The organism is Roseovarius sp. SCSIO 43702 (assembly GCF_019599045.1).
Lineage (GTDB): Bacteria > Pseudomonadota > Alphaproteobacteria > Rhodobacterales > Rhodobacteraceae > Roseovarius.
Map to the genome: position 1 here is coordinate 1,817,091 of NZ_CP080623.1, position 18,546 is coordinate 1,835,636.

Here is an 18,546-nt window from a genome sequence, read left to right on the forward strand (position 1 = left end):
TAAATCTGGGGAGATAAACAATGCTGACGCAACTTAAAGACGAGTTCACGATCGACACTTCCGAAGCACGCGGGGAGGCGGTTTCAACGAGCCTGCACGATGGCGGCGCGGTCGAGGCCTTCACTTCGTCGCTGGCACCGAGCATGAGCGCGGACGTGACCTCGGGCGATGCCACGGGCCTCTTCACCTCGTCGCTGGGTCCGGTCGCGGCGCGCGGCATGACGGCGGGTGAGGGCGTGGAGATGTTCACGTCGAGCCTCGCGCCCACGGCAACCGAAGCCAAGTCGGGCGACGCGGTCGAGATGTTCACGTCGAGCCTGGCGCCCTCGGGCAATGTCGTCGCGCTCAGCGGGGACGCGACGGGTCTCTTCACCTCGAGCCTCGCACCCGCCGGGACACAGGCGGCGTCCGGTGACGCGGTGGAGATGTTCACCTCGAGCCTCGCGCCGACGGCGACCGAGGCGCAGTCGGGCGATGCGGTGGAGATGTTCACGTCGAGCCTGGCGCCCACCGGCACGCAAGCGCGCTCGGGCGACGCCGTCGAGATGTTCACCTCGAGCCTCGCGCCGCGCGCCACGGAAGCCGCTGACGGTGACGCGGTCGAGATGTTCACGTCGAGCCTCTGATCCGACGAAACGCGGGAAGCCGGCGCGCCGGCTTCCCGCGACGCGGGGCCGCGCAAGGCCGCCGGACCCCTGCAGAACGTGACAGGAGTATCCCATGGAAAACGTCGTCCGTCTGAATGTTCCCTACAGGCAAAACGGTCCGGCCGCACGGCAAGCGGTGCTCTTGGAGGGGTTCGCGCATCATCGGCGGAGCGAGGACGATGTCTTCTGGCTGAAGGAGAACGCGGAGCTTCTCAACATCCTGGAATGCACCGGCGCGCAGCCCGACCGGGGGGCACTTGCCACGCATGAGCGATTCCATGACGAGATCGAAATGCGGATGGGCTTCTTTCCGCAATACTACCGTTTCCTGCTTTCGCTCTGCCTCGACCTTGAGGATCTGGGCATGGAGGGCGAGAAGGGGGCGCGACTGGTCGAATGGGTCGCGCGACAGGGCCTCGTCGAGGCGGAACTGTCGGATCTGCAACGTGCCGAGGCCCGGCGGCTGTGTCTGCGCCGGGGTGTCGATCCGGTGGGGGATGGCGCGGCGCTCGAGGCGCGGCTGCGGCGGTTCGCAGGACGCTCCGAGACCTTCGCGATGCCCAACAAGAAAGCCGCCTACGAGCTGACCCACATCATTTTCTACCTTTCGGAATACGGCCGTCGCGATCCGGGGATCGACGAGGCGATGCGCGAGAGCCTGCTTTTCGCGGGAACGCTCGCGTTTCTCGATTTCAACGCGGATCTGCTGGCCGAAATCTGCATCGCGCTGCGCTTTGCCGGTGAAACGCCGCCCGAGGTCTGGGACATCTGGCTCCGCCAGCAGCTCACGCAGTTCTCGGTGGAGGGTGACGAGGCCGGATCGGTCGCGGATGACTATCACGAGTTCCTGATGCTCAACTGGTACATGGAAACGACCGATGAGGGCGGGTTCGCCGGGCAGATGCCCGAAGGGCGCATCGTGTTCCGCCGGGCGCGACCGCAATCGGGGCCTCTGCGCGAATTGTCGGAATGCATATATGCGCTCGGCGCGGCGCGGAGCGGTGACTGGGACAAGATGCGCGAGCGGGTTTCCGACCGGCTGTCGGACGAGGCACAGGCCGCATTGGCGGCCGCGGAAGCGGCGACGGGACGGTTCGACCGTTTCTTCCACGGCTTCGCGCGCGTGGGCCTGACGGGGATCGGCGCATGAGACCGCATGCGGGCGGGGCCGCGATCACGATGGGCGTCGCGCTCACGGCGCTCTATACCGCGCTCATCGCGGGTGCCGACGCGATCACCAAGCTCTTCGGACAAGCCTATGCCGCGCCGCAGCTTTTCGCGGTATCGGGCTTCATCGTGGCGGCGCTCGCGCTTGCCGCCAATGCCCGGGGGCCGCGCCGGCGGGGGATGCGCACCGCCTGTCCGGGGGCGATGGCGGTGCGGGTGGTGGCGACGGTGGCCGGGTCGGTCGCGTTCTACCACGCTTTTCGCCTGCTGCCCTTCGCCGAGGTGTTCCTGTTCATCGCGCTCATCCCGCTGATGACCGCGCTCGTCTCGGGCCCGGTCCTCGGCGAGGAGGTGCGCTCGCAGGCCTGGGCCGCGCTGATGCTGGGGTTGCTGGGGGTGTGGTGCCTCTTTCCCGGCGGGCTGAGCGATATGGGAGCGGGGCATCTCGTGGCCCTTCTCGCGGTGGCGCTTGGGACCGTGTCGATGGTCGCGTCGCGCTATATCGGGCGCCGCGACGACAACCTGCTGGCGCAGGTCTTCTATCCCAACCTGGGCCTCGCGGTCGCGATGCTGGCCGCGCTTCCCTTCGTGTGGCGGCCGATGGGCCTTGCCGACCTGGGCTGGGCCGCGGGTTACGCGACGCTTCTTTTCGGCGCGCGGTGGGTGCTGGTGGCGGCGTTGCGCGCGCTCCCGGCCTACGTGGTGACGCCGCTCATGAACCTGCAATTCGTCTGGATGGTCGCCCTGGGCGCGCTGGCTTTCGGAGAGGTGCCGGGAGTCATGGTCTTCGCGGGCGCAGCGATCATGGTGGCGGCGGGCGCCTGGCTCATCCTCGACCAGACGCTCGAGACCCGCCGGGCCACGCGGGTCGTGCCGGCGGAGTGACGGCTTTCAGGGCTACATGGAGAAGGACGTGCCGCAGCCGCAGGAGCTTGACGCGTTGGGGTTGTCGATGGTGAAGCGCGCGCCGATCAGTTCCTCGGTGAAGTCGATGGTGGCGCCTGCGAGGAACGGCAGCGAGATCGAATCGACCACGACCCGCTCGCCGTGACCTTCGAGGACGACGTCGTCCTCGGCAGGCGCGTCGAGCTTGATCTCGTACTGGAACCCCGAGCATCCGCCGCCTTCAACCGCGACGCGCAGCGCCTGGCCTTGTGCGCCCGCCCCGATCTCGGCCAGGCGTTCGAAGGCGCGGGGGGTGACCTTGGGAGGGAGTTGCATGGGTCCTAATTCCGCTTGGGATTGATGCGTTTAGGTGCAATATAAGCGCCGCAGGGACAGGCGACAAGGAACGAGGCATGACGGCACGCTTTGCCGCGCGGCCCGACAGCACGCGCGGCCGGCTCATCGCGGAGGAGGAGAGCGCGTTCCGCTCGTGCTTCCAGAGGGACCGCGACCGGATCATCCATTCGAGCGCGTTTCGCAGGCTCAAGCACAAGACCCAGGTTTTCGTGGAGCACGAGGGCGACTATTTCCGCACGCGCCTCACCCATTCGATCGAGGTGGCGCAGGTGGCGCGGACGATCGCAGGTGCGCTCGGGCTCAATTCCGAGTTGACCGAGACGGTGGCGTTGGCGCATGACCTGGGCCACACGCCCTTCGGGCACACGGGCGAGGATGCGCTCGACGCGCTGATGGCGCCGCATGGCGGGTTCGACCACAACGCGCAGGCGGTGCGCATCGTGACCACGCTCGAGCGGCATTACGCCGAGTTCGACGGGCTCAATCTCACGTGGGAGACGCTGGAGGGGCTGGCCAAGCATAACGGGCCGGTGGCGCGGCCCTTGCCCTACGCGCTGGCCGAATACGACGCGCGTCACGATCTCGAATTGCACACCTATGCGAGTGCCGAGGCGCAGGTGGCGGCGCTTTCGGACGATATCGCCTACAACAACCATGATCTGCATGACGGGCTGCGCGCGGAACTATTCGCCGAGGAAGAGCTTTATGACCTGCCCATCGTCGGTGCGTGCTATGCCGAGGTGGATGCGGCCTATCCCGGTCTGGCGCCGGTGCGGCGCAGGCACGAGGCGCTCAGGAGGGTTTTCGGCACGATGGTAGGCGATGTGATCGACCGCTCGCGGGAGGTGCTGGGCGCGAGCGGGGCGGGGTCGGCCGATGACATCCGTCACCTTGGCCGGCCGGCGATCCTTTTCTCGGACGCGCTCTGGCGCGATCTGAGGGTCATCCGGGAGTTCCTGTTCACGCGCATGTACCGCGCACCGCGTATCATGGAGATGCGCGAGGGGGTGACGAAGGTGGTCCGCGATCTCTTCGCGTTCTACATGGATCGGCCGGAGCACCTGCCGCGTGAATGGCAGCCGGATATAGACGAGGCCGGGGACGAGACCGCGCGGGCGCGGCTCGTGGCGGATTACATCGCGGGAATGACGGACCGGTTCGCCTATCAGAGCCACGCCCGTTTCCTGGGCGATCGAAACAGCGGGGAGAGGGCATGGCGGTAGAAGCGGCAGCGGACGGGGCCCTGTCCCCGGTCATGGCCTTCGCGCTGGTGGGAGCGATCGGCGTCGGGTCGCAATGGATCGCGTGGCGGCTCAGGATGCCCGCCATCGTGCTGATGCTGCTGGGCGGGCTGCTGGTGGGTCCGGTGCTGGGTATCTTCGACCCGGCCCGCGACATAGGCGAACTGGTCGGCCCGATGATCTCGGTCGCGGTGGCGATCATCCTCTTCGAGGGCGGCCTCACGCTCAACCTCCATGGTCTGCGGGGCGCGGCAGAGGGGGTGCGACGCCTCGTGATCATCGGCGCGCCGCTGGGGTGGTTCCTGTCGACGATGGCGCTGCATTTCGTCGCGGGCCTCAGCTGGGAGTCCTCGGTCGTCTTCGGCGGCATCATGATCGTGACCGGCCCCACGGTCATCGCGCCGCTTCTGCGGCAGGCGCGCCTGCCGCGGCGACCTGCGCAGCTTCTCCATTGGGAAGCGATCGTCAACGATCCGATAGGGGCGCTGGCCGCGGTGATCGCCTTCGAGCTGGTCCTCGTCCTGCGCGCGGCCGAAACCATCGGCGACGCGATCTGGGACATGACAATCGGGATTTCCGTGGCCGTCGTGCTTGGCGTCGTGGCCGGATGGAGCGTGGTGCGGGCGTTCCGCCGCGAACTGGTGCCGCAATTCATGAAGGTTCCGCTTCTCTTTGCCTTCGTGCTGGGTACCTTCGCCCTGTCGGACGCGCTTCTGCACGAAAGCGGGCTGCTGGCGGTGACGGTGATGGGTCTCTGGATCGCGAATGCGGACCTGCCCAGTTATGACGAGCTGCGCCGGTTCAAGGAACATGCCACGATCCTGCTCGTTTCGGGGGTCTTCGTGCTGCTGGCCGCGTCGATGACACCCGAGACGCTTTTCGCGCTCGACTGGCGCGCCCTTGCCTTCGTGACCGTGGTGATCCTGCTGGTGCGGCCCGCGACGGTGCTTCTGTCGTTCATCGGCACGCATATCCCGTGGAAAGAGCGGATCCTCGTTGGCTTCACCGGGCCGCGCGGCGTGGTGCTGGTCGCGGTCGCGGGGCTGTTCGCGCAGCGGCTCGTGGAAGGCGGTGTGGAAGACGCGGTGCGCCTCACGCCGCTGGCCTTCGGTCTTGTCGGCGCGACGGTGATCCTGCACGGCTTCACGATGTCTCCGCTCGCGCGGGCGCTGGGTCTCAGCGCGGCGCAGGTGCCCGGGGTCATCTTCGCGGGTGGCTCGCGCTTCTCGGCGGCCTTCGCGGAGGCGCTCAAGCGGCTTGACGTGCCCGTCCTGCTGGCCGATGCGAACCGCACGCGGCTGCGCAGCGCGCGCGAGGCGGGCCTGCCGATCTTCGTGGGCAACATCCTCTCGGAAGCCGCCGAACACGGGGTCGAGTTCATCAGCTACGGCCGCATCGTGGCGCTGAGCGACAATGACGCGCTCAACACGCTTGTCACCACCGATCTGGCGCCCGAGTTCGGGCACGAGAACGTGTACCAGCTTCAGCCCGCCAAGCAGGAGCACCGTCGCTATGCCATGCCGGCCACGCTGGGCGGCCGGACGATCTGCGACGGGCTTGGCTATCTCGATATCGGGCGGCGCATGACCGAGGGGTGGGAAGTCCAGGCCGTGGAATGGACCGGGGCGGAGGATGAGCTCGACCTTTGGCGCGAGGCCAACCCGGAGGCTGTGCCGCTGGCCGAAGTCGAAGCGGGCAAGTCGCTGCGCCTCATTGCGAAGGACACGGAGTTGAAAGGCTGGGAGGGATGGCATCTCGTCTATTTCGCGCCGCCCGTCGAGGAGGGCTCGGCAGAGGCGAAAGAAGCCGCTGAAGCCGCGGAGGGCGCCGCCGAGGAGGTGGCGCGCGCCGGATCGGAGGATGCAGGGCAGGGTTGAAGGCTAGCCCGTTGACGCGGCCCGTGGCGGTGGTAAACCCGGCCCAACCCCAAGCGAGGCGCGAGAGACATGAACCTGTTTACCGAAATCCGTGGCGCCGTGATCGCCGCGCTCGAGACGATGATGGACGAGGACACGCTTCCGGCGGGCCTCGCGCTCGATAACGTCACGGTCGAGCCGCCGCGTGATCCTTTGCATGGCGACATGGCGACCAATGCCGCGATGGTGCTGGCCAAGCCCGCGGGCCTCAAGCCGCGCGACATCGCCGAGGTGCTGGCCGCCAAGCTTGCCGATGATCCGCGGATCGAGAGCGCCGAGGTGGCGGGACCGGGATTTCTCAACCTGCGGCTGGCGGATGGAGAATGGCACGGGGTGCTGCGCGCCGCGTTGAAGGCGGGTGCCGATTTCGGACGCTCGGAGATGGGGCAGGGGCGCCGGGTCAACGTCGAATACGTGAGCGCGAACCCCACCGGCCCGCTGCATGTGGGCCACACGCGGGGCGCGGTGTTCGGAGATGCGCTGGCAAGCCTGCTTGATTTCACCGGCCACGAGGTGACGCGCGAATACTACATCAACGACGGTGGCGCGCAGGTCGATGTGCTCGCCCGGTCGGTCTATCTCCGTTACCTCGAGGCGCATGGGCAGAAGGTGGCCTTCGAGGACGGCACCTATCCGGGCGACTACCTGATCGCGGTGGGGGCGGCACTCAAGGACAAGGTGGGCGACGCCTATGTGGACCAGCCCGAGGACGTCTGGCTCGTTGAGGTGCGGGATTTCGCGACGGACGCGATGATGGACCTGATCCGCGCGGACCTGAAGGCGCTCGGGGTCGAGATGGATGTGTTCTATTCCGAGAAATCGCTCTACGGCACCGGCCGGATCGAGGCGGCGCTCGAGGTGCTGGAGGAGAAGGGCCTCATCTACGAGGGTGTTCTCGAGCCGCCCAAGGGCAAGGTGCCCGACGACTGGGAGCCGCGCGAGCAGACCCTGTTCCGGTCGACCGCACATGGCGACGACGTGGACCGGCCAGTGAAGAAATCCGACGGGTCCTGGACCTATTTCGCGCCGGACATAGCCTATCACTACGACAAGATCTCCCGTGGTTTCGATGCGCTCATCGATGTGTTCGGCGCCGATCACGGCGGGTATGTGAAGCGGATGAAGGCGGCGGTCTCGGCGCTCTCGGACGGGCGCGTGCCGCTCGACATCAAGCTCACGCAACTGGTGAAGCTCTATCGCAACGGCAAGCCCTTCAAGATGTCGAAGCGCGCGGGGACTTTCGAGACGTTGCGCGACGTCGTAGACATGGTGGGCGCCGACGTGACGCGGTTCCACATGCTTACCCGCAAGAACGACGCGCCGCTCGACTTCGATTTCGACAAGGTCGTCGAGCAATCGAAGGAGAACCCGGTCTTCTACGTGCAATACGCCCATGCGCGGGTCGCGTCGGTGATGCGAAAGGCCGAAGCGGCCGGCATCGACGTGGACGAGGCGACGCTGGCGGGCGCCGACCTGTCGATCCTCGGCCACGAGGCGGAGTTGTCGCTTGCGCGCAAGATCGCGGAATGGCCGCGCCTCGTGGAGATCGCCGGGCGCACGCATGAACCGCACAGGGTGGCCTTCTACCTCTACGACCTGGCGAGCGAGCTGCACGCGCTCTGGAACCGGGGCCATGACGATCCGGCCTTGCGCTTCCTCCAGGAGGGTGACGCAGCTACAACACAGGCGAAAATCGCGCTGGTCCGGGCCGCAACCGTTGTCATTTCGGCAGGTCTTGGTATCTTGGGCGTCACACCGGCCCAGGAGATGCGGTAGGAAAACCGCGCGCGACACGTGGCCGGACAACCGAGGCGGAGACGGCCCGGACCCCACAGGCAGGGGGTACGTGCCGCAAGGGGCAGAACATGGCACAGATACACGCGTCGCGGCCCGGAGCCGCGTCCGAGAACGGCCAGCAGGGCGGTGGCCTTCAAAGAGCGACATATCTCGTGGGCGCGATCTCGTCGCTTGCGCTCGTGATCGGGATGACGGTCTGGGGCGTGCGCACGATGACGCGCGACGTGAGCGGCGTGCCGGTGGTCAAGGCCGCCGCCGGGCCGATGCGGATCGCGCCGGAGGAGCCGGGTGGCCAGCAGGCCCAGCACCAGGGTTTCTCGGTCAACGACGTGGCCGCCGCCGGCACCGCCGCCGATCCGGCGGACAGGCTGATCCTTGCGCCCGAGCCGCTCGACCTCAGTTTCGAGGAGGCGCCGGTGGTCGCGGAGGCCGAGGCAATGCAGGATGACACAGAGGAGGGCGCGGAAGCCGTGGCCGCGGTCGAGACAGATGACGCGGCGACGATGAACGCGCTGGCCGATGCGCTGGCCGAGGGAGTGGAGCCGCTTGAGACGGTTCAGCCCGCGGCCATGGAGGTCGAGGCCCCGGTGCGCGCGGATGGAAGCCTTGCCCGATCGCTCAGGCCGAAGGTGCGCCCCGCCTCGCTTGGCGCCGGGACACGGCCCACAGAAGTGATCGAGACCGCCGCGCAGGCTGGCGAAGCCGAGGAAGTGGATGCCGAGAGCATTCCCGTCGGCACGCGCCTTGCGCAACTGGGCGCGTTCACCAGCGAGGAGATCGCGCGCGAGGAATGGACGCGGCTTGCCGCGCGGTTCGGCGATTACCTCGACGGGAAATCCCGCGTGATCCAGCGCGCCCAGAGCGGCGGGCGCACCTTCTATCGCCTGCGCGCCATGGGCTTCGACGACCTGGCCGATGCGCGGCGTTTCTGCTCGGCGCTCGTCTCCGAGCGGGCCGAATGTATCCCGGTGGTCACCCGGTAATGGCCGCCTTCGGCGCGACGATCCTCGATGCATCGGGGCTCCGCCTCGACGACGAGGAGAAGGCGTTCTTCCGCGATGCCGATCCGTTCGGCTTCATCCTGTTCGGGCGCAACATCGAGAGCCCCGACCAGGTGCGCGCCCTTTGCGACGAGATGCGCGAGGCGGTGGGGCGCGACGCCGTCATCACCATCGACCAGGAGGGAGGCCGCGTGCAGCGGTTGCGCCCACCGGAATGGTCCGAGTGGCGACCGCCGCTCGAGGAAATCCGCCGCGCGGGCGAGCAGGCCGCCGAGGTCATGCATCTGCGATCGCGGATCATGGCGGCGGAGCTGCGTGCGCTCGGCATCGACAGCAATTGCGCGCCGCTCGTCGACGTGATTACGCCTCATACTCACGATTTCCTGACCGACCGCTGCTATGGCGACGATCCGGCGGAGGTGGCGCGGATCGGAAGGGCGGTGGCCGACGGGCTGCTGGAGGGTGGCGTCTTGCCGGTCATGAAGCACATCCCCGGTCATGGCCGCGCGACCTCTGACAGCCATCTCGACCTGCCGCGCGTCGAGGCGCCGCTTGACGCGCTCACGGACGTGGATTTCGCGCCTTTCGCGGCGTTGGCCGACCTGCCCATGGCGATGACGGCGCACGTGGTCTACGAGGCCTGTGACGACCGGCCCGCGACGCTGTCGCGCGAGATGGTGCGGCTCATGCGCGAGGTGATCGGCTTCGATGGGCTTCTGATGACCGACGACATCTCGATGAAGGCGCTGAGCGGGACGCCCGACGCGCTGGCGCGGGCCTCGCTTGACGCAGGCTGCGACGTGGTCCTCTTGTGCAATGCGCCGCTGGAGACGCGGCGCGCGGTGGCCGGGGCGGCGGGACGGATGACCGCTGCGGCGCATGCGCGGGCCGAGTCGGCGCTGGCCCGGCGGATCGACCCCGGCGAGGTTGACATTTCGGCGCTGAAGGCCAAGCTTGCGCAATTGCAATGAGGCCGGGGGCCGGCGCAGGCATGTCCGACACCTTTACCGACGACAGCGAAGCGCAGGGCGCGCAGCTCGATCCCGCGCAGAGCGTGGCCGAACGGATGGCCGCCGAGGCGCTGATCATCGACGTGGATGGCTACGAGGGGCCGCTCGACCTTCTGCTGACGCTGGGGCGCACGCAGAAGGTGGATCTGCGCAGGATTTCGATCCTGCAACTGGCCGAGCAATACCTGCATTTCGTCGAGAAGGCGCGCGCGCTCAGGATCGAGCTGGCGGCGGATTACCTGGTGATGGCCGCCTGGCTCGCCTTCCTCAAGTCGCGCCTGCTGTTGCCGCCGGACCCGGCCGAGGAGGGGCCGAGCGGCGAGGAGATGGCCGCGCATCTGGCCTTTCAACTGGAGCGGTTGCAGGCGATGCGCGAGGTGGCCGCGCGGCTCATGGCGCGCGACAGGCTGGGGCGGGACTTCTTCGCGCGCGGGCTGCCCGAGGACGTGGCCCGGGTGCGCAAGGTGACGTATACCGCGACGCTTCTCGACCTCACGCAAGGCTATGCGCGTATCCGCACGAAAGACGAGTTTCGGCCCTACGCGCTCGACCGCGACTCGATCTTCTCGCTCGAGGCCGCGCTCGACCGGATGCGCGGCCTGATCGGTTATGCAGGCGAGTGGACGGACATAGCCTCATGGCTGCCCGAAGGGTTCACCAGCGATCCGGCGCGGCGACGCTCGGCCACGGCCTCGACCTTCGCGGCGGCGCTGGAACTGGCCAAGGAGGGGCGTCTGGAGATACGCCAAAGCGAGACATTCGCGCCGATCTCGGTGCGGCGTCGGGATTAGGAACGTGACGGAAGAGACGGAAAACACGAAGGAAAGCCTGTTCGAGGCCCCGCCGATCGGTGAGCAGGAGCGCATGGTCGAGGCCATCCTCTTCGCCAGCGCCGAGCCGGTTTCGGTCTCCGAATTGAACGCGCGGATGCCCCATGGCAGCGACGCGGCCGAAGCGCTGGTGCATCTGCGAAAGCGCTACGAGGGGCGGGGCGTGACCTTGAACCGCGTGGGCGATGCGTGGGTGATGCGCACCGCGCCGGATCTCGGGTTTCTCATGCAACGCGAAACGGTGGAAACCCGCAAGCTCAGCCGGGCCGCGATCGAGACGCTGGCGATCATCGCCTATCATCAGCCCGTGACGCGTGCCGAGATCGAGGAGATCCGCGGCGTGTCGGTGAGCCGTGGCACTGTCGATCAACTTCTCGAGATGGAGTGGATCCGCTTCGGCCGACGCAAGATGACACCGGGGCGGCCCGTGACTTTCGTGGTGACGCAGGAGTTCCTCGCGCATTTCGGGCTCGAGAGCGCGCGTGACCTGCCGGGATTGAAGGAGCTGCGCGCGGCAGGGCTTCTGGACAACCGTCTGCCGCCCGGCGCGCTGCCCGGGATGCCCGAAGATGCGGACGATGACGAGGACGACGCGGAAGGCGTGGCCGCCGACGACCAGGGCGAGATGTTCGAGGGGTAGAGGCCGGGTATCGGGCTGCCGCGAATCCGGGTAGGCTGCGCGCCGATGCCCTGAAATCGCCATGATGCGGTCCTATATGGTGCATCCGAGGCAGAGGAGAGTGACGATGAACGCCAATCAGATCATCAATATGGTTGTCCGCCAGGTCATGCGCCGCGTGATCGGACGCGGCGTGAATGCCGGCATCGACGCCGTCGGACGCCAGATGGGAAGCCGCGAAGGCGGACCCGACACCGGCGAGACGACGAAGCGCGCCAAGCAGACGATGCGCATGGCGCGCCGTATCGGACGCATGTGACACGGCCCCACCCCGCCACGTGATGGCGCGTTGCCCGACGGGGTCGCAGACGCGCACCGGATTTCGTCTATCGGAAACGTGCCGGCCGCCACCTGGGCGATGTCTTGGTCTTGCGCGCGGTCGCGAAGCGCGCTTAGGGTCGCGGTTGCGAAGGGGAGGACCGCGATGAGAATACTTGTCCTGCAACATGAGAAGGTCGAGCATCCGGGTATCTTCCGGAAATTCCTGGCCGAGGACGGGCATGAATGGATCCCCGTCGAACTGGACGAAGGCGAGAAGCTGCCCGGTCTCGAGGGGTTCGACGCGCTTTGGGTCATGGGTGGGCCGCAGGATGTCTGGCAGGAGGATCGGCATCCCTGGCTGCGCGACGAGAAGGATTTCATCCGCGAGGCGGTGGAAGAGCGGGGGCTGCCGTTCCTTGGACTCTGCCTCGGTCATCAGCTTCTGGCCGAAGCGCTTGGAGGCGAGGTGACGCGTTCGGAGACGCCCGAGATCGGTATCATGGACGTGCAATTGACCGAGGCGGGCGCGTCGGGCGTCTTCTTCGACGGGGTGCCGGAACGGTTCCAATGTCTGCAATGGCACTCGGCCGAGGTCACGAAGATGCCGCCGGGGGCGCAATGCCTGGCCACCTCGCCCGATTGCGCGGTGCAGGCGATGAAATGGGGCACGCGGGCCTATTCGGCGCAGTTCCATGTCGAGATCGAGCATGACACGGTGATGAACTGGGCCGAGATCCCGGAGTATCGCGACGCGCTGATCGAGGCGCTCGGCAAGGACGGCGCGGCCCGGATGAAGGAGCGCGCCGAGGCCGGCATGGCCGGCTTCAACGAGATCGCCGAGCGGATCTACATCAACTGGCTCCAGACGGCGGCGCAGGCCTGACCCCATCTCCGCTCAGGCATTGGCCGCGCGGGTGAGCGACAGGCGCGCCGTTTCGAGATGTTCCTTCATGCGCGTTGCGGCCTCCTCGGGGGTGCGCGCGCGAATCGCGTCGAGGATGGCGCGATGCTGGATGTTGTACTGGCGGATGATGTCGGGGTTGAGCGTCAGGTGCCGCATCCGCGTCCATTCGTCCATCGCGCGCACGGAGTTGATCTGCCCGATGACCCAGATCAGCAGATTGTTGTTGGTCGAGGTCGCGAGCGCGCGGTGAAAATCGGTATCCGCCTCCGCGAAGGCCCGGGGGTCCTCGACCGCCTCTTCCATCTGGTCGCAAAGCGCCTCGAGCTCCTCGAAATCGGCTTGCCGCCCATGCAGGACGCAGAGCCGGCAGATATGCGGCTCGAGCGCGAAGCGCGCGTCGATGAGTTCGAGCGGGTTGGCGTTCTGGACCGCCTCGATGGTCTGGGTGCCGGGCTCGTGCGTGACGTAGGTGCCGCTTCCGGGGCGTGTGGTGATCAGCCCCTCGCGTTCGAGCTGGATCAGCGCCTCGCGCAGGGTGTTGCGCGCCACACCGTAGGTTTCGGCCATCTGCCGCGACGCCGGGAGACGCTCGTGCTGTCGGAAAGTTCCCCTGGCGATCTCGCGCCGAAGGAGGGACGCGATGTCGGCAGACCCAAGCTTACTCATGCAATTTCCTTCCAAGTATGATCCAATTTTGATCCAATGATAGGGCAATGTCCAGAAACTTCGCGATATTGGCTCAAAAAAGGTTGCGTATTGGATTGATTCTTTTCTAACGTCAGGTCAGGTCGCGCAGTCCGACCTCCGCATCGAACGGTCTGGCGAACTGCGCGAACCGGATTGCGTATTTCACCGAGTGACGCCGGTCACAAGACGTGATCCCGAAATGATCGGAGGGCCGTGGGAGGGGCCGGGCTTTACCGCAACGATAACCAAGCAATCCAGACCGTGCGGCCCGGAGAAGGCCCGCGACGAGACCAGCAAGGAGTGAAGACAGTGGCCGAAACCGACCTCGAAAGATTTGTAGACGCCGAAGGGCGCGACGAGAAGATCAAGGAAGTCCGCAAGATGATCGATGACAAGGGCATCGAGTATCTGTATCTGCAGTTCGTGTCGGTCACCGGCAAGATCATGGGCAAGGGGATCCCTGCCGATCACTGGGAGAACATCGCCAAGAAGGGCTTCCAGCTTGTCTACGGCGCGACGGTCAACCTGTTCACAAACCGCGCGGGCGAATACCTGGGCTATGGTCCCGAGGCCGCCGAGCTGATCGGGATTCCCGAGCCCGAAACCTTCATGCAGCTTCCCTGGGCGCCGCAGATCGGGCGGTTCTACTGCACGCTGTTCCGCAACCGCGAGGAGAAGGAAAATCCGGGCGGATACCTGACCGCCGATTGCCGCGGCAACCTGCGCCGGATGCACGAGGAATTCGAGAAGAAGCACGGTCGCAAGCTGCGCATCGGGACCGAACCCGAGATGATGTGGCTCAAGTTCGACGAGAACGGCAAGCCCAAGGACGGATATTCCAAGCCCTTCTGCTATCACATCGACCAGTTCGAAAGCCTGCGGCCCGTGTCGATGCAGGTGATCCGCTACGCGCGGAAGATGGGTCTCGACATGATCCAGGGCGACCATGAGGACGCGCCGGGGCAGCTCGAGCTGAACTGGATGTTCGACGACGTGCTGCGCAATGCCGACCGTCTGACCACCTACCGCCAGATCTGTGCGCAGGTCGCACGCGAGAACGGTATCTTCGCCTGTTTCATGACGAAACCTTTCATGGGCGTTTCGGCGAGCGGGTGTCACCACAACATGAGCCTGTGGCGTGGCGGCGAGGACGAGTTCGTGAAATGCGGCAACGACCCCGACGACCTGCCGGGGATGCGCGACAATTACATGTATGTGAAGGGTGGTGAGAACACCTTCATGCCCGACGATGACGACCCGCAGATGCCCGGCAAGGAGGGCCTCGAGGCGATCGGGGGCGTGGTCCATCACCTTCAGGCGCTGACCGCCGTGGGTTGCTCGACCGTCAACAGCTATCGCCGGCTCTGGGATACGGGTTTCTGGGCGCCGGTCTTTGCCGACTGGGGATTCCAGAACCGGACGACGGGTCTGCGCGTCTCGGCGCCGGGGCGGTTCGAATACCGGTCGGTCGATTCGATGGTGAACCCCTATCTCATGGGCACCACGCTTCTGGCCGCGATGGATGACGGGATCGACAACAAGCTCGACCCCGGCAAGCCGGAGGAGCGCAACATCTACCAGGCGATCAAGGATGGCAAGGACGTCAAGAAGCTGCCCATGAGCCTTGGGGAGGCGCTCGAGTTCCTGAAGAACGATGAGGTGGTGCAGCGCGGGATGCCGGGCGAGATGTATCGCCTGTTCCACGAGTACAAATACGATGAGTATGCGCGTTTCATGTCCACCGTGACGGATTGGGACTCGGATACTTACATGGAGTGTCTTCCCTGACGACACTTCGAGAGGATCGGCGGCGGCGGGCCCGGGCTCGCCGTCACGACAGCAACGCAACCTGAAACGTGAGGAGGCGCATCCAGATGTGCGGAATTGCAGGACTGATTCACAGGGGCAAGAGCAGCTCGGTCGGCTCGGAAATGACCGCCATGCTGCAAGCTCTGAAACACCGGGGGCCGGACAGCACGGGCTATGCCGTCTATGGCGAACCGACCGAGGGCGAGCTCATCATGCGCCTGAAAGTGGCCGAGGCCGAGGACATGGATCGCGGCCGGGGCATCCACAAGGTGATCGAGGACCGGATCGAGGAAGTCGAGCGCATCCTCGAGGAGCATGGCGCCAAGATCAAATCGAAGGAGGCGCCGCGCGAATACTCGCTGCGCTATGTCATCACCCATCCCGATGACACCGGCGAGATGGCCGCCCATATGGAGGAGACCGAAGGTGTCGAGATCCTGTCGATGGGCAACGGTCTCGAGCTCATCAAGGATCTGGGCGACGCCAAGGTCGTGTCGGAGGCCTACGGGCTCAACGATTTCCAGGGCACGCATGGCATCGGCCATACGCGGATGGCGACCGAGTCGGATGTCGACATCAAATCTGCGCACCCTTACTGGGCCTTTCCCTACAATGACGTGAGCGTGGTCCATAACGGCCAGATCACGAACTACTGGATCATGCGCCGCGAGATGGAGCGCAAGGGCCACCGTTTCATGTCGAATTGCGACAGCGAGCTTCTGGCGGTCTATACGGCGCACAACCTCGCCAACGGCATCAGCCTCGAGGAGAGCCTGCGCAAGTCGATCGACGAGATCGACGGCGTGTTCACCTACCTGGTGGCCACCAAGGATCAGCTCGGCATGGCCAAGGACACGATGGCCGCGAAACCGCTCGTCCTCTACGAGAGCGACGACTTGATCGCGATGGCGAGCGAAGAGGTGGCGATCCGCGCGATCCTGCCGCAGGAAATCGACACGTATGATCCCTACGACGAGGAGGTCCGGGTATGGCAAGCGTAAGCGACGCAGAACTCAAGAAAATGACGCAGGACGAGCGCGCCAAGGCGCTCGGCATGACGACGGAGCAACTGACGGGCAAGTCCCTCTATGTCGAGTTCGATCCCGACGCGGAAGAGCGGTTCACCTACCCTTGGGCGCCGGATGTCGATTTCAACAAGCGGACCGAGTTCGACTGCGACGGCAAGACCACGACCGAGGTGAACTCGCAGATCCGGGAGCTGATGAGGGAGGGCTACGGCACGATCGTGCTCAAGAACCCGCGCGGCATGCACTCGCTGGGTGTGGGTATCCTGTCGCGGCTCAACCTCATCATCGAGGGATCGACCGGGTACTTCACGGTCGGGCTGATCGACGGGCCGAACGTGCGCATCACCGGGCGCGTGGGCTGGTCCTGCGGCGAGAACATGATGTCCGGCACGATCATGATCGAGAAGAACGCGGGCTCCACCTTCGGCGCGGCGATCCGGGGCGGTGACCTTGTCTGTCGCGGCTCGGTCGGGTCGCGGACGGGCATCGACCAGAAGGGCGGCACGATCATCGTGGGTGGCGACACCGGCGCGCTGTCGGGCTTCATGATGCAGCGGGGCCGGATGGTTGTCTGCGGCAATGCCGGCAAGAACCTGGGCGACTCGATGTATGACGGCACGATCTTCGTCGGAGGCGAGATCAAGTCGCTCGGCGTCGACGCGGTGGAGGCCGAGCTGACCGATCTCGACAAGAAGTGGCTGACCCGGAAGCTGACCCAATATGGCCTGATGCCCGACAAGGGGGTGGATCACTTCACCAAGGTCGTCGCGGGCAAGCAGCTCTGGAACTACGACAACCTCGAGCCGTCCGAGAAGAAACTCATTCTGTAAGGTCTGCGGCCCGCGCAGGCGGGCGGCACGACCCAGCTAAGGAGACAACAACATGGCTGATGGTGATCTGCCGAAGAAACCAGCGCTGGCACGCGATGTGAACCGCATCGGTGACAGCTTCATCTTTCCCCCGCATGTCATGGACGACATCCATATCAAGTCCGAACTGGGCCGGTATCGGATGCGGGGTTTCTCGCTTTTCAAGAAGATCCCGCATTGGGACGACCTGACCTTCCTTCCCGGCACGCTGACGCGGTTCGTGATCGAGGGATACCGCGAGAAATGCGAGACCAAGACCGTGATCGGTCCGCGCGCCAAGAAACCGCTGGAACTCGATATCCCGGTCTACATCACCGGCATGAGCTTCGGCGCGCTGAGTTACGAGGCCAAGACCGCGTTGGCGCGCGGTGCGACGATGGCCGGCACGGCGACCTGTTCGGGCGAGGGGGGGATGATCCCCGACGAGCGGCGTTACAGTTCGAAATGGTTCTACCAGTGCATCCAGTCGCGCTATGGCTTCAACCCCAACCACCTCGTGCTGGCGGACGGGTGCGAGTTCTTCATCGGCCAAGGCTGCAAGGTCGGTCTCGGCGGGCACCTCATGGGTCAGAAAGTGACCGACCAAGTGGCCGAGATGCGCTCGCTTCCGGCGGGTATCGACCAGCGGAGCCCGGCGCGGCATCCCGACTGGCTCGGGCCCGACGACCTGGCGCTCAAGATCCAGGAGATCCGCGAGGCGACGGACTGGCAGATTCCGATCCAGCTCAAGCTGGGCGCGTCCCGTGTCTATGACGATGTGCGGATGGCCGTGAAATGCGATCCCGACTCGATCTATATCGACGGCATGGAAGGTGGCACGGGCGCAGGTCCGCATCTTGCGACCGAGGATACCGGCGTGCCAGGCATGGCCGCGATCCGTCAGGCCCGCAAGGCCATCGACGACCTGGGCAAGCGGGGCGAGATCAGCCTTGTTTACGCAGGTGGTATCCGCAACGGCGCGGACGTGGCCAAGGCGATTGCCCTGGGTGCGGACGCGATTGCCATCGGTCATTCGGCGATGATGGCGCTCAACTGCAACAAGGACATCCCCGAGGCGAACTATCCCGAGGAAATCGGCGCGGAGCCGGGATATTGCTACCACTGCCACACAGGGCGCTGTCCCGTGGGCGTGGCCACGCAGGATCCAAAGCTGCGCGAGCGGCTCGACCCCGATGCCGCGGCCGAGCGTGTCTACAACTTCCTGCACACCCTCACCATCGAGGCGCAGCTTTTCGCGCGTGCTTGCGGCAAGACCTATCTTCACTCCCTGGAGCCCGAGGACCTGGCCGCGCTCACGATGGAGGCTTCGGCCATGGCGGGCGTGCCGCTGGCGGGGACGAACCACACCGTCGGCGTCGAGGATTATCACCACCTGTAAGGGAGCGCCGGGCCAAGGGCCCGGCCCTTCCCACACCGAAGGCCGGGCGGATCGCCCGGCGCCCCGGAAAGGAGAGAACA

18 protein-coding genes are annotated in these 18,546 nt (G+C 65.9%); 16 read left to right on the plus strand and 2 right to left on the minus strand.

The window, feature by feature from the left end; genetic code table 11:
- Nucleotides 1-20: 20 nt before the first annotated feature.
- The 3 genes from K1T73_RS08925 (at nucleotide 21) to K1T73_RS08935 (ending at nucleotide 2,699) form a co-directional block, all read left to right on the plus strand.
- Nucleotides 21-626: a DUF6749 family protein gene (locus K1T73_RS08925; RefSeq protein ID WP_220600376.1), complete on the plus strand. Its 606-nt coding sequence runs from the start codon at nucleotides 21-23 to the stop codon at nucleotides 624-626.
- Nucleotides 627-720: 94 nt separating this feature from the next.
- Nucleotides 721-1,797, plus strand: coding sequence for a DUF6902 family protein (locus K1T73_RS08930; RefSeq protein ID WP_220600377.1), 1,077 nt, complete (start codon nucleotides 721-723; stop codon nucleotides 1,795-1,797).
- Entirely contained in the window at nucleotides 1,794-2,699 is a 906-nt protein-coding gene (locus K1T73_RS08935; protein ID WP_220600378.1) for a DMT family transporter, read from the plus strand. Before K1T73_RS08930 ends, K1T73_RS08935 begins: the two co-directional genes overlap by 4 nt.
- A 12-nt stretch (nucleotides 2,700-2,711) precedes the next feature.
- Here K1T73_RS08935 and K1T73_RS08940 read toward each other — a convergent pair whose 3' ends face one another.
- Nucleotides 2,712-3,035: an iron-sulfur cluster assembly accessory protein gene (locus K1T73_RS08940; RefSeq protein ID WP_220600379.1), complete on the minus strand. Its 324-nt coding sequence runs from the start codon at nucleotides 3,033-3,035 to the stop codon at nucleotides 2,712-2,714.
- Nucleotides 3,036-3,112: 77 nt separating this feature from the next.
- Here K1T73_RS08940 and K1T73_RS08945 point away from each other — a divergent pair, with 77 nt between their 5' ends.
- The 9 genes from K1T73_RS08945 to K1T73_RS08985 all read left to right on the plus strand — a co-directional run bounded on the left by K1T73_RS08945 (nucleotide 3,113) and on the right by K1T73_RS08985 (nucleotide 12,674).
- Complete coding sequence (locus K1T73_RS08945; RefSeq protein WP_220600380.1) at nucleotides 3,113-4,279, plus strand: deoxyguanosinetriphosphate triphosphohydrolase; 1,167 nt, start codon at nucleotides 3,113-3,115, stop codon at nucleotides 4,277-4,279.
- Entirely contained in the window at nucleotides 4,270-6,174 is a 1,905-nt protein-coding gene (locus tag K1T73_RS08950; RefSeq protein WP_220600381.1) for a sodium:proton antiporter, read from the plus strand. Before K1T73_RS08945 ends, K1T73_RS08950 begins: the two co-directional genes overlap by 10 nt.
- Before the next feature lie 69 nt (nucleotides 6,175-6,243).
- A complete protein-coding gene (argS, locus tag K1T73_RS08955; RefSeq protein ID WP_220600382.1) occupies nucleotides 6,244-7,989 on the plus strand; it encodes an arginine--tRNA ligase in 1,746 nt (581 codons plus the stop codon).
- An 89-nt stretch (nucleotides 7,990-8,078) separates the two neighbouring features.
- Nucleotides 8,079-8,993, plus strand: a complete 915-nt coding sequence (locus K1T73_RS08960) for an SPOR domain-containing protein (protein WP_220600383.1) — start codon at nucleotides 8,079-8,081, stop codon at nucleotides 8,991-8,993.
- Nucleotides 8,993-9,982 carry a beta-N-acetylhexosaminidase gene (gene nagZ, locus K1T73_RS08965; RefSeq protein ID WP_259400205.1) on the plus strand — a complete coding sequence of 330 codons (990 nt, stop codon included), beginning with the start codon at nucleotides 8,993-8,995 and terminating at the stop codon, nucleotides 9,980-9,982. Before K1T73_RS08960 ends, nagZ begins: the two co-directional genes overlap by 1 nt.
- A gap of 20 nt (nucleotides 9,983-10,002) precedes the next feature.
- Nucleotides 10,003-10,812 (plus strand): ScpA family protein, encoded by an 810-nt coding sequence (locus K1T73_RS08970; protein WP_220600385.1) that lies wholly within the window; start codon nucleotides 10,003-10,005, stop codon nucleotides 10,810-10,812.
- 4 nt (nucleotides 10,813-10,816) lie between these two features.
- Nucleotides 10,817-11,491, plus strand: a complete 675-nt coding sequence (gene scpB, locus K1T73_RS08975) for an SMC-Scp complex subunit ScpB (protein WP_220600386.1) — start codon at nucleotides 10,817-10,819, stop codon at nucleotides 11,489-11,491.
- Nucleotides 11,492-11,597: 106 nt separating this feature from the next.
- On the plus strand, nucleotides 11,598-11,789 hold the full coding sequence (locus tag K1T73_RS08980; protein WP_220603683.1) for a hypothetical protein: 192 nt from the start codon (nucleotides 11,598-11,600) through the stop codon (nucleotides 11,787-11,789).
- A gap of 165 nt (nucleotides 11,790-11,954) precedes the next feature.
- Nucleotides 11,955-12,674 carry a type 1 glutamine amidotransferase gene (locus tag K1T73_RS08985; RefSeq protein WP_220600387.1) on the plus strand — a complete coding sequence of 240 codons (720 nt, stop codon included), beginning with the start codon at nucleotides 11,955-11,957 and terminating at the stop codon, nucleotides 12,672-12,674.
- A gap of 12 nt (nucleotides 12,675-12,686) precedes the next feature.
- Here K1T73_RS08985 and K1T73_RS08990 read toward each other — a convergent pair whose 3' ends face one another.
- Entirely contained in the window at nucleotides 12,687-13,361 is a 675-nt protein-coding gene (locus K1T73_RS08990; protein ID WP_220600388.1) for a FadR/GntR family transcriptional regulator, read from the minus strand.
- Between the two features lie 330 nt (nucleotides 13,362-13,691).
- On the opposite strand from K1T73_RS08990, the gene K1T73_RS08995 reads away from it, so the two are divergent.
- The 4 genes from K1T73_RS08995 (at nucleotide 13,692) to K1T73_RS09010 (ending at nucleotide 18,466) form a co-directional block, all read left to right on the plus strand.
- Nucleotides 13,692-15,170: a glutamine synthetase family protein gene (locus tag K1T73_RS08995; RefSeq protein WP_220600389.1), complete on the plus strand. Its 1,479-nt coding sequence runs from the start codon at nucleotides 13,692-13,694 to the stop codon at nucleotides 15,168-15,170.
- Between the two features lie 86 nt (nucleotides 15,171-15,256).
- Complete coding sequence (locus tag K1T73_RS09000) at nucleotides 15,257-16,192, plus strand: glutamine amidotransferase (RefSeq protein ID WP_220600390.1); 936 nt, start codon at nucleotides 15,257-15,259, stop codon at nucleotides 16,190-16,192.
- A complete protein-coding gene (locus tag K1T73_RS09005; RefSeq protein WP_220600391.1) occupies nucleotides 16,180-17,049 on the plus strand; it encodes a GXGXG motif-containing protein in 870 nt (289 codons plus the stop codon). The genes K1T73_RS09000 and K1T73_RS09005 overlap by 13 nt, the downstream gene beginning before the upstream one ends.
- Before the next feature lie 52 nt (nucleotides 17,050-17,101).
- The gene (locus tag K1T73_RS09010; protein WP_220600392.1) at nucleotides 17,102-18,466 is read left to right on the plus strand and encodes an FMN-binding glutamate synthase family protein; all 1,365 of its coding nucleotides are present in this window, start codon (nucleotides 17,102-17,104) and stop codon (nucleotides 18,464-18,466) included.
- Nucleotides 18,467-18,546 lie beyond the last annotated feature (80 nt).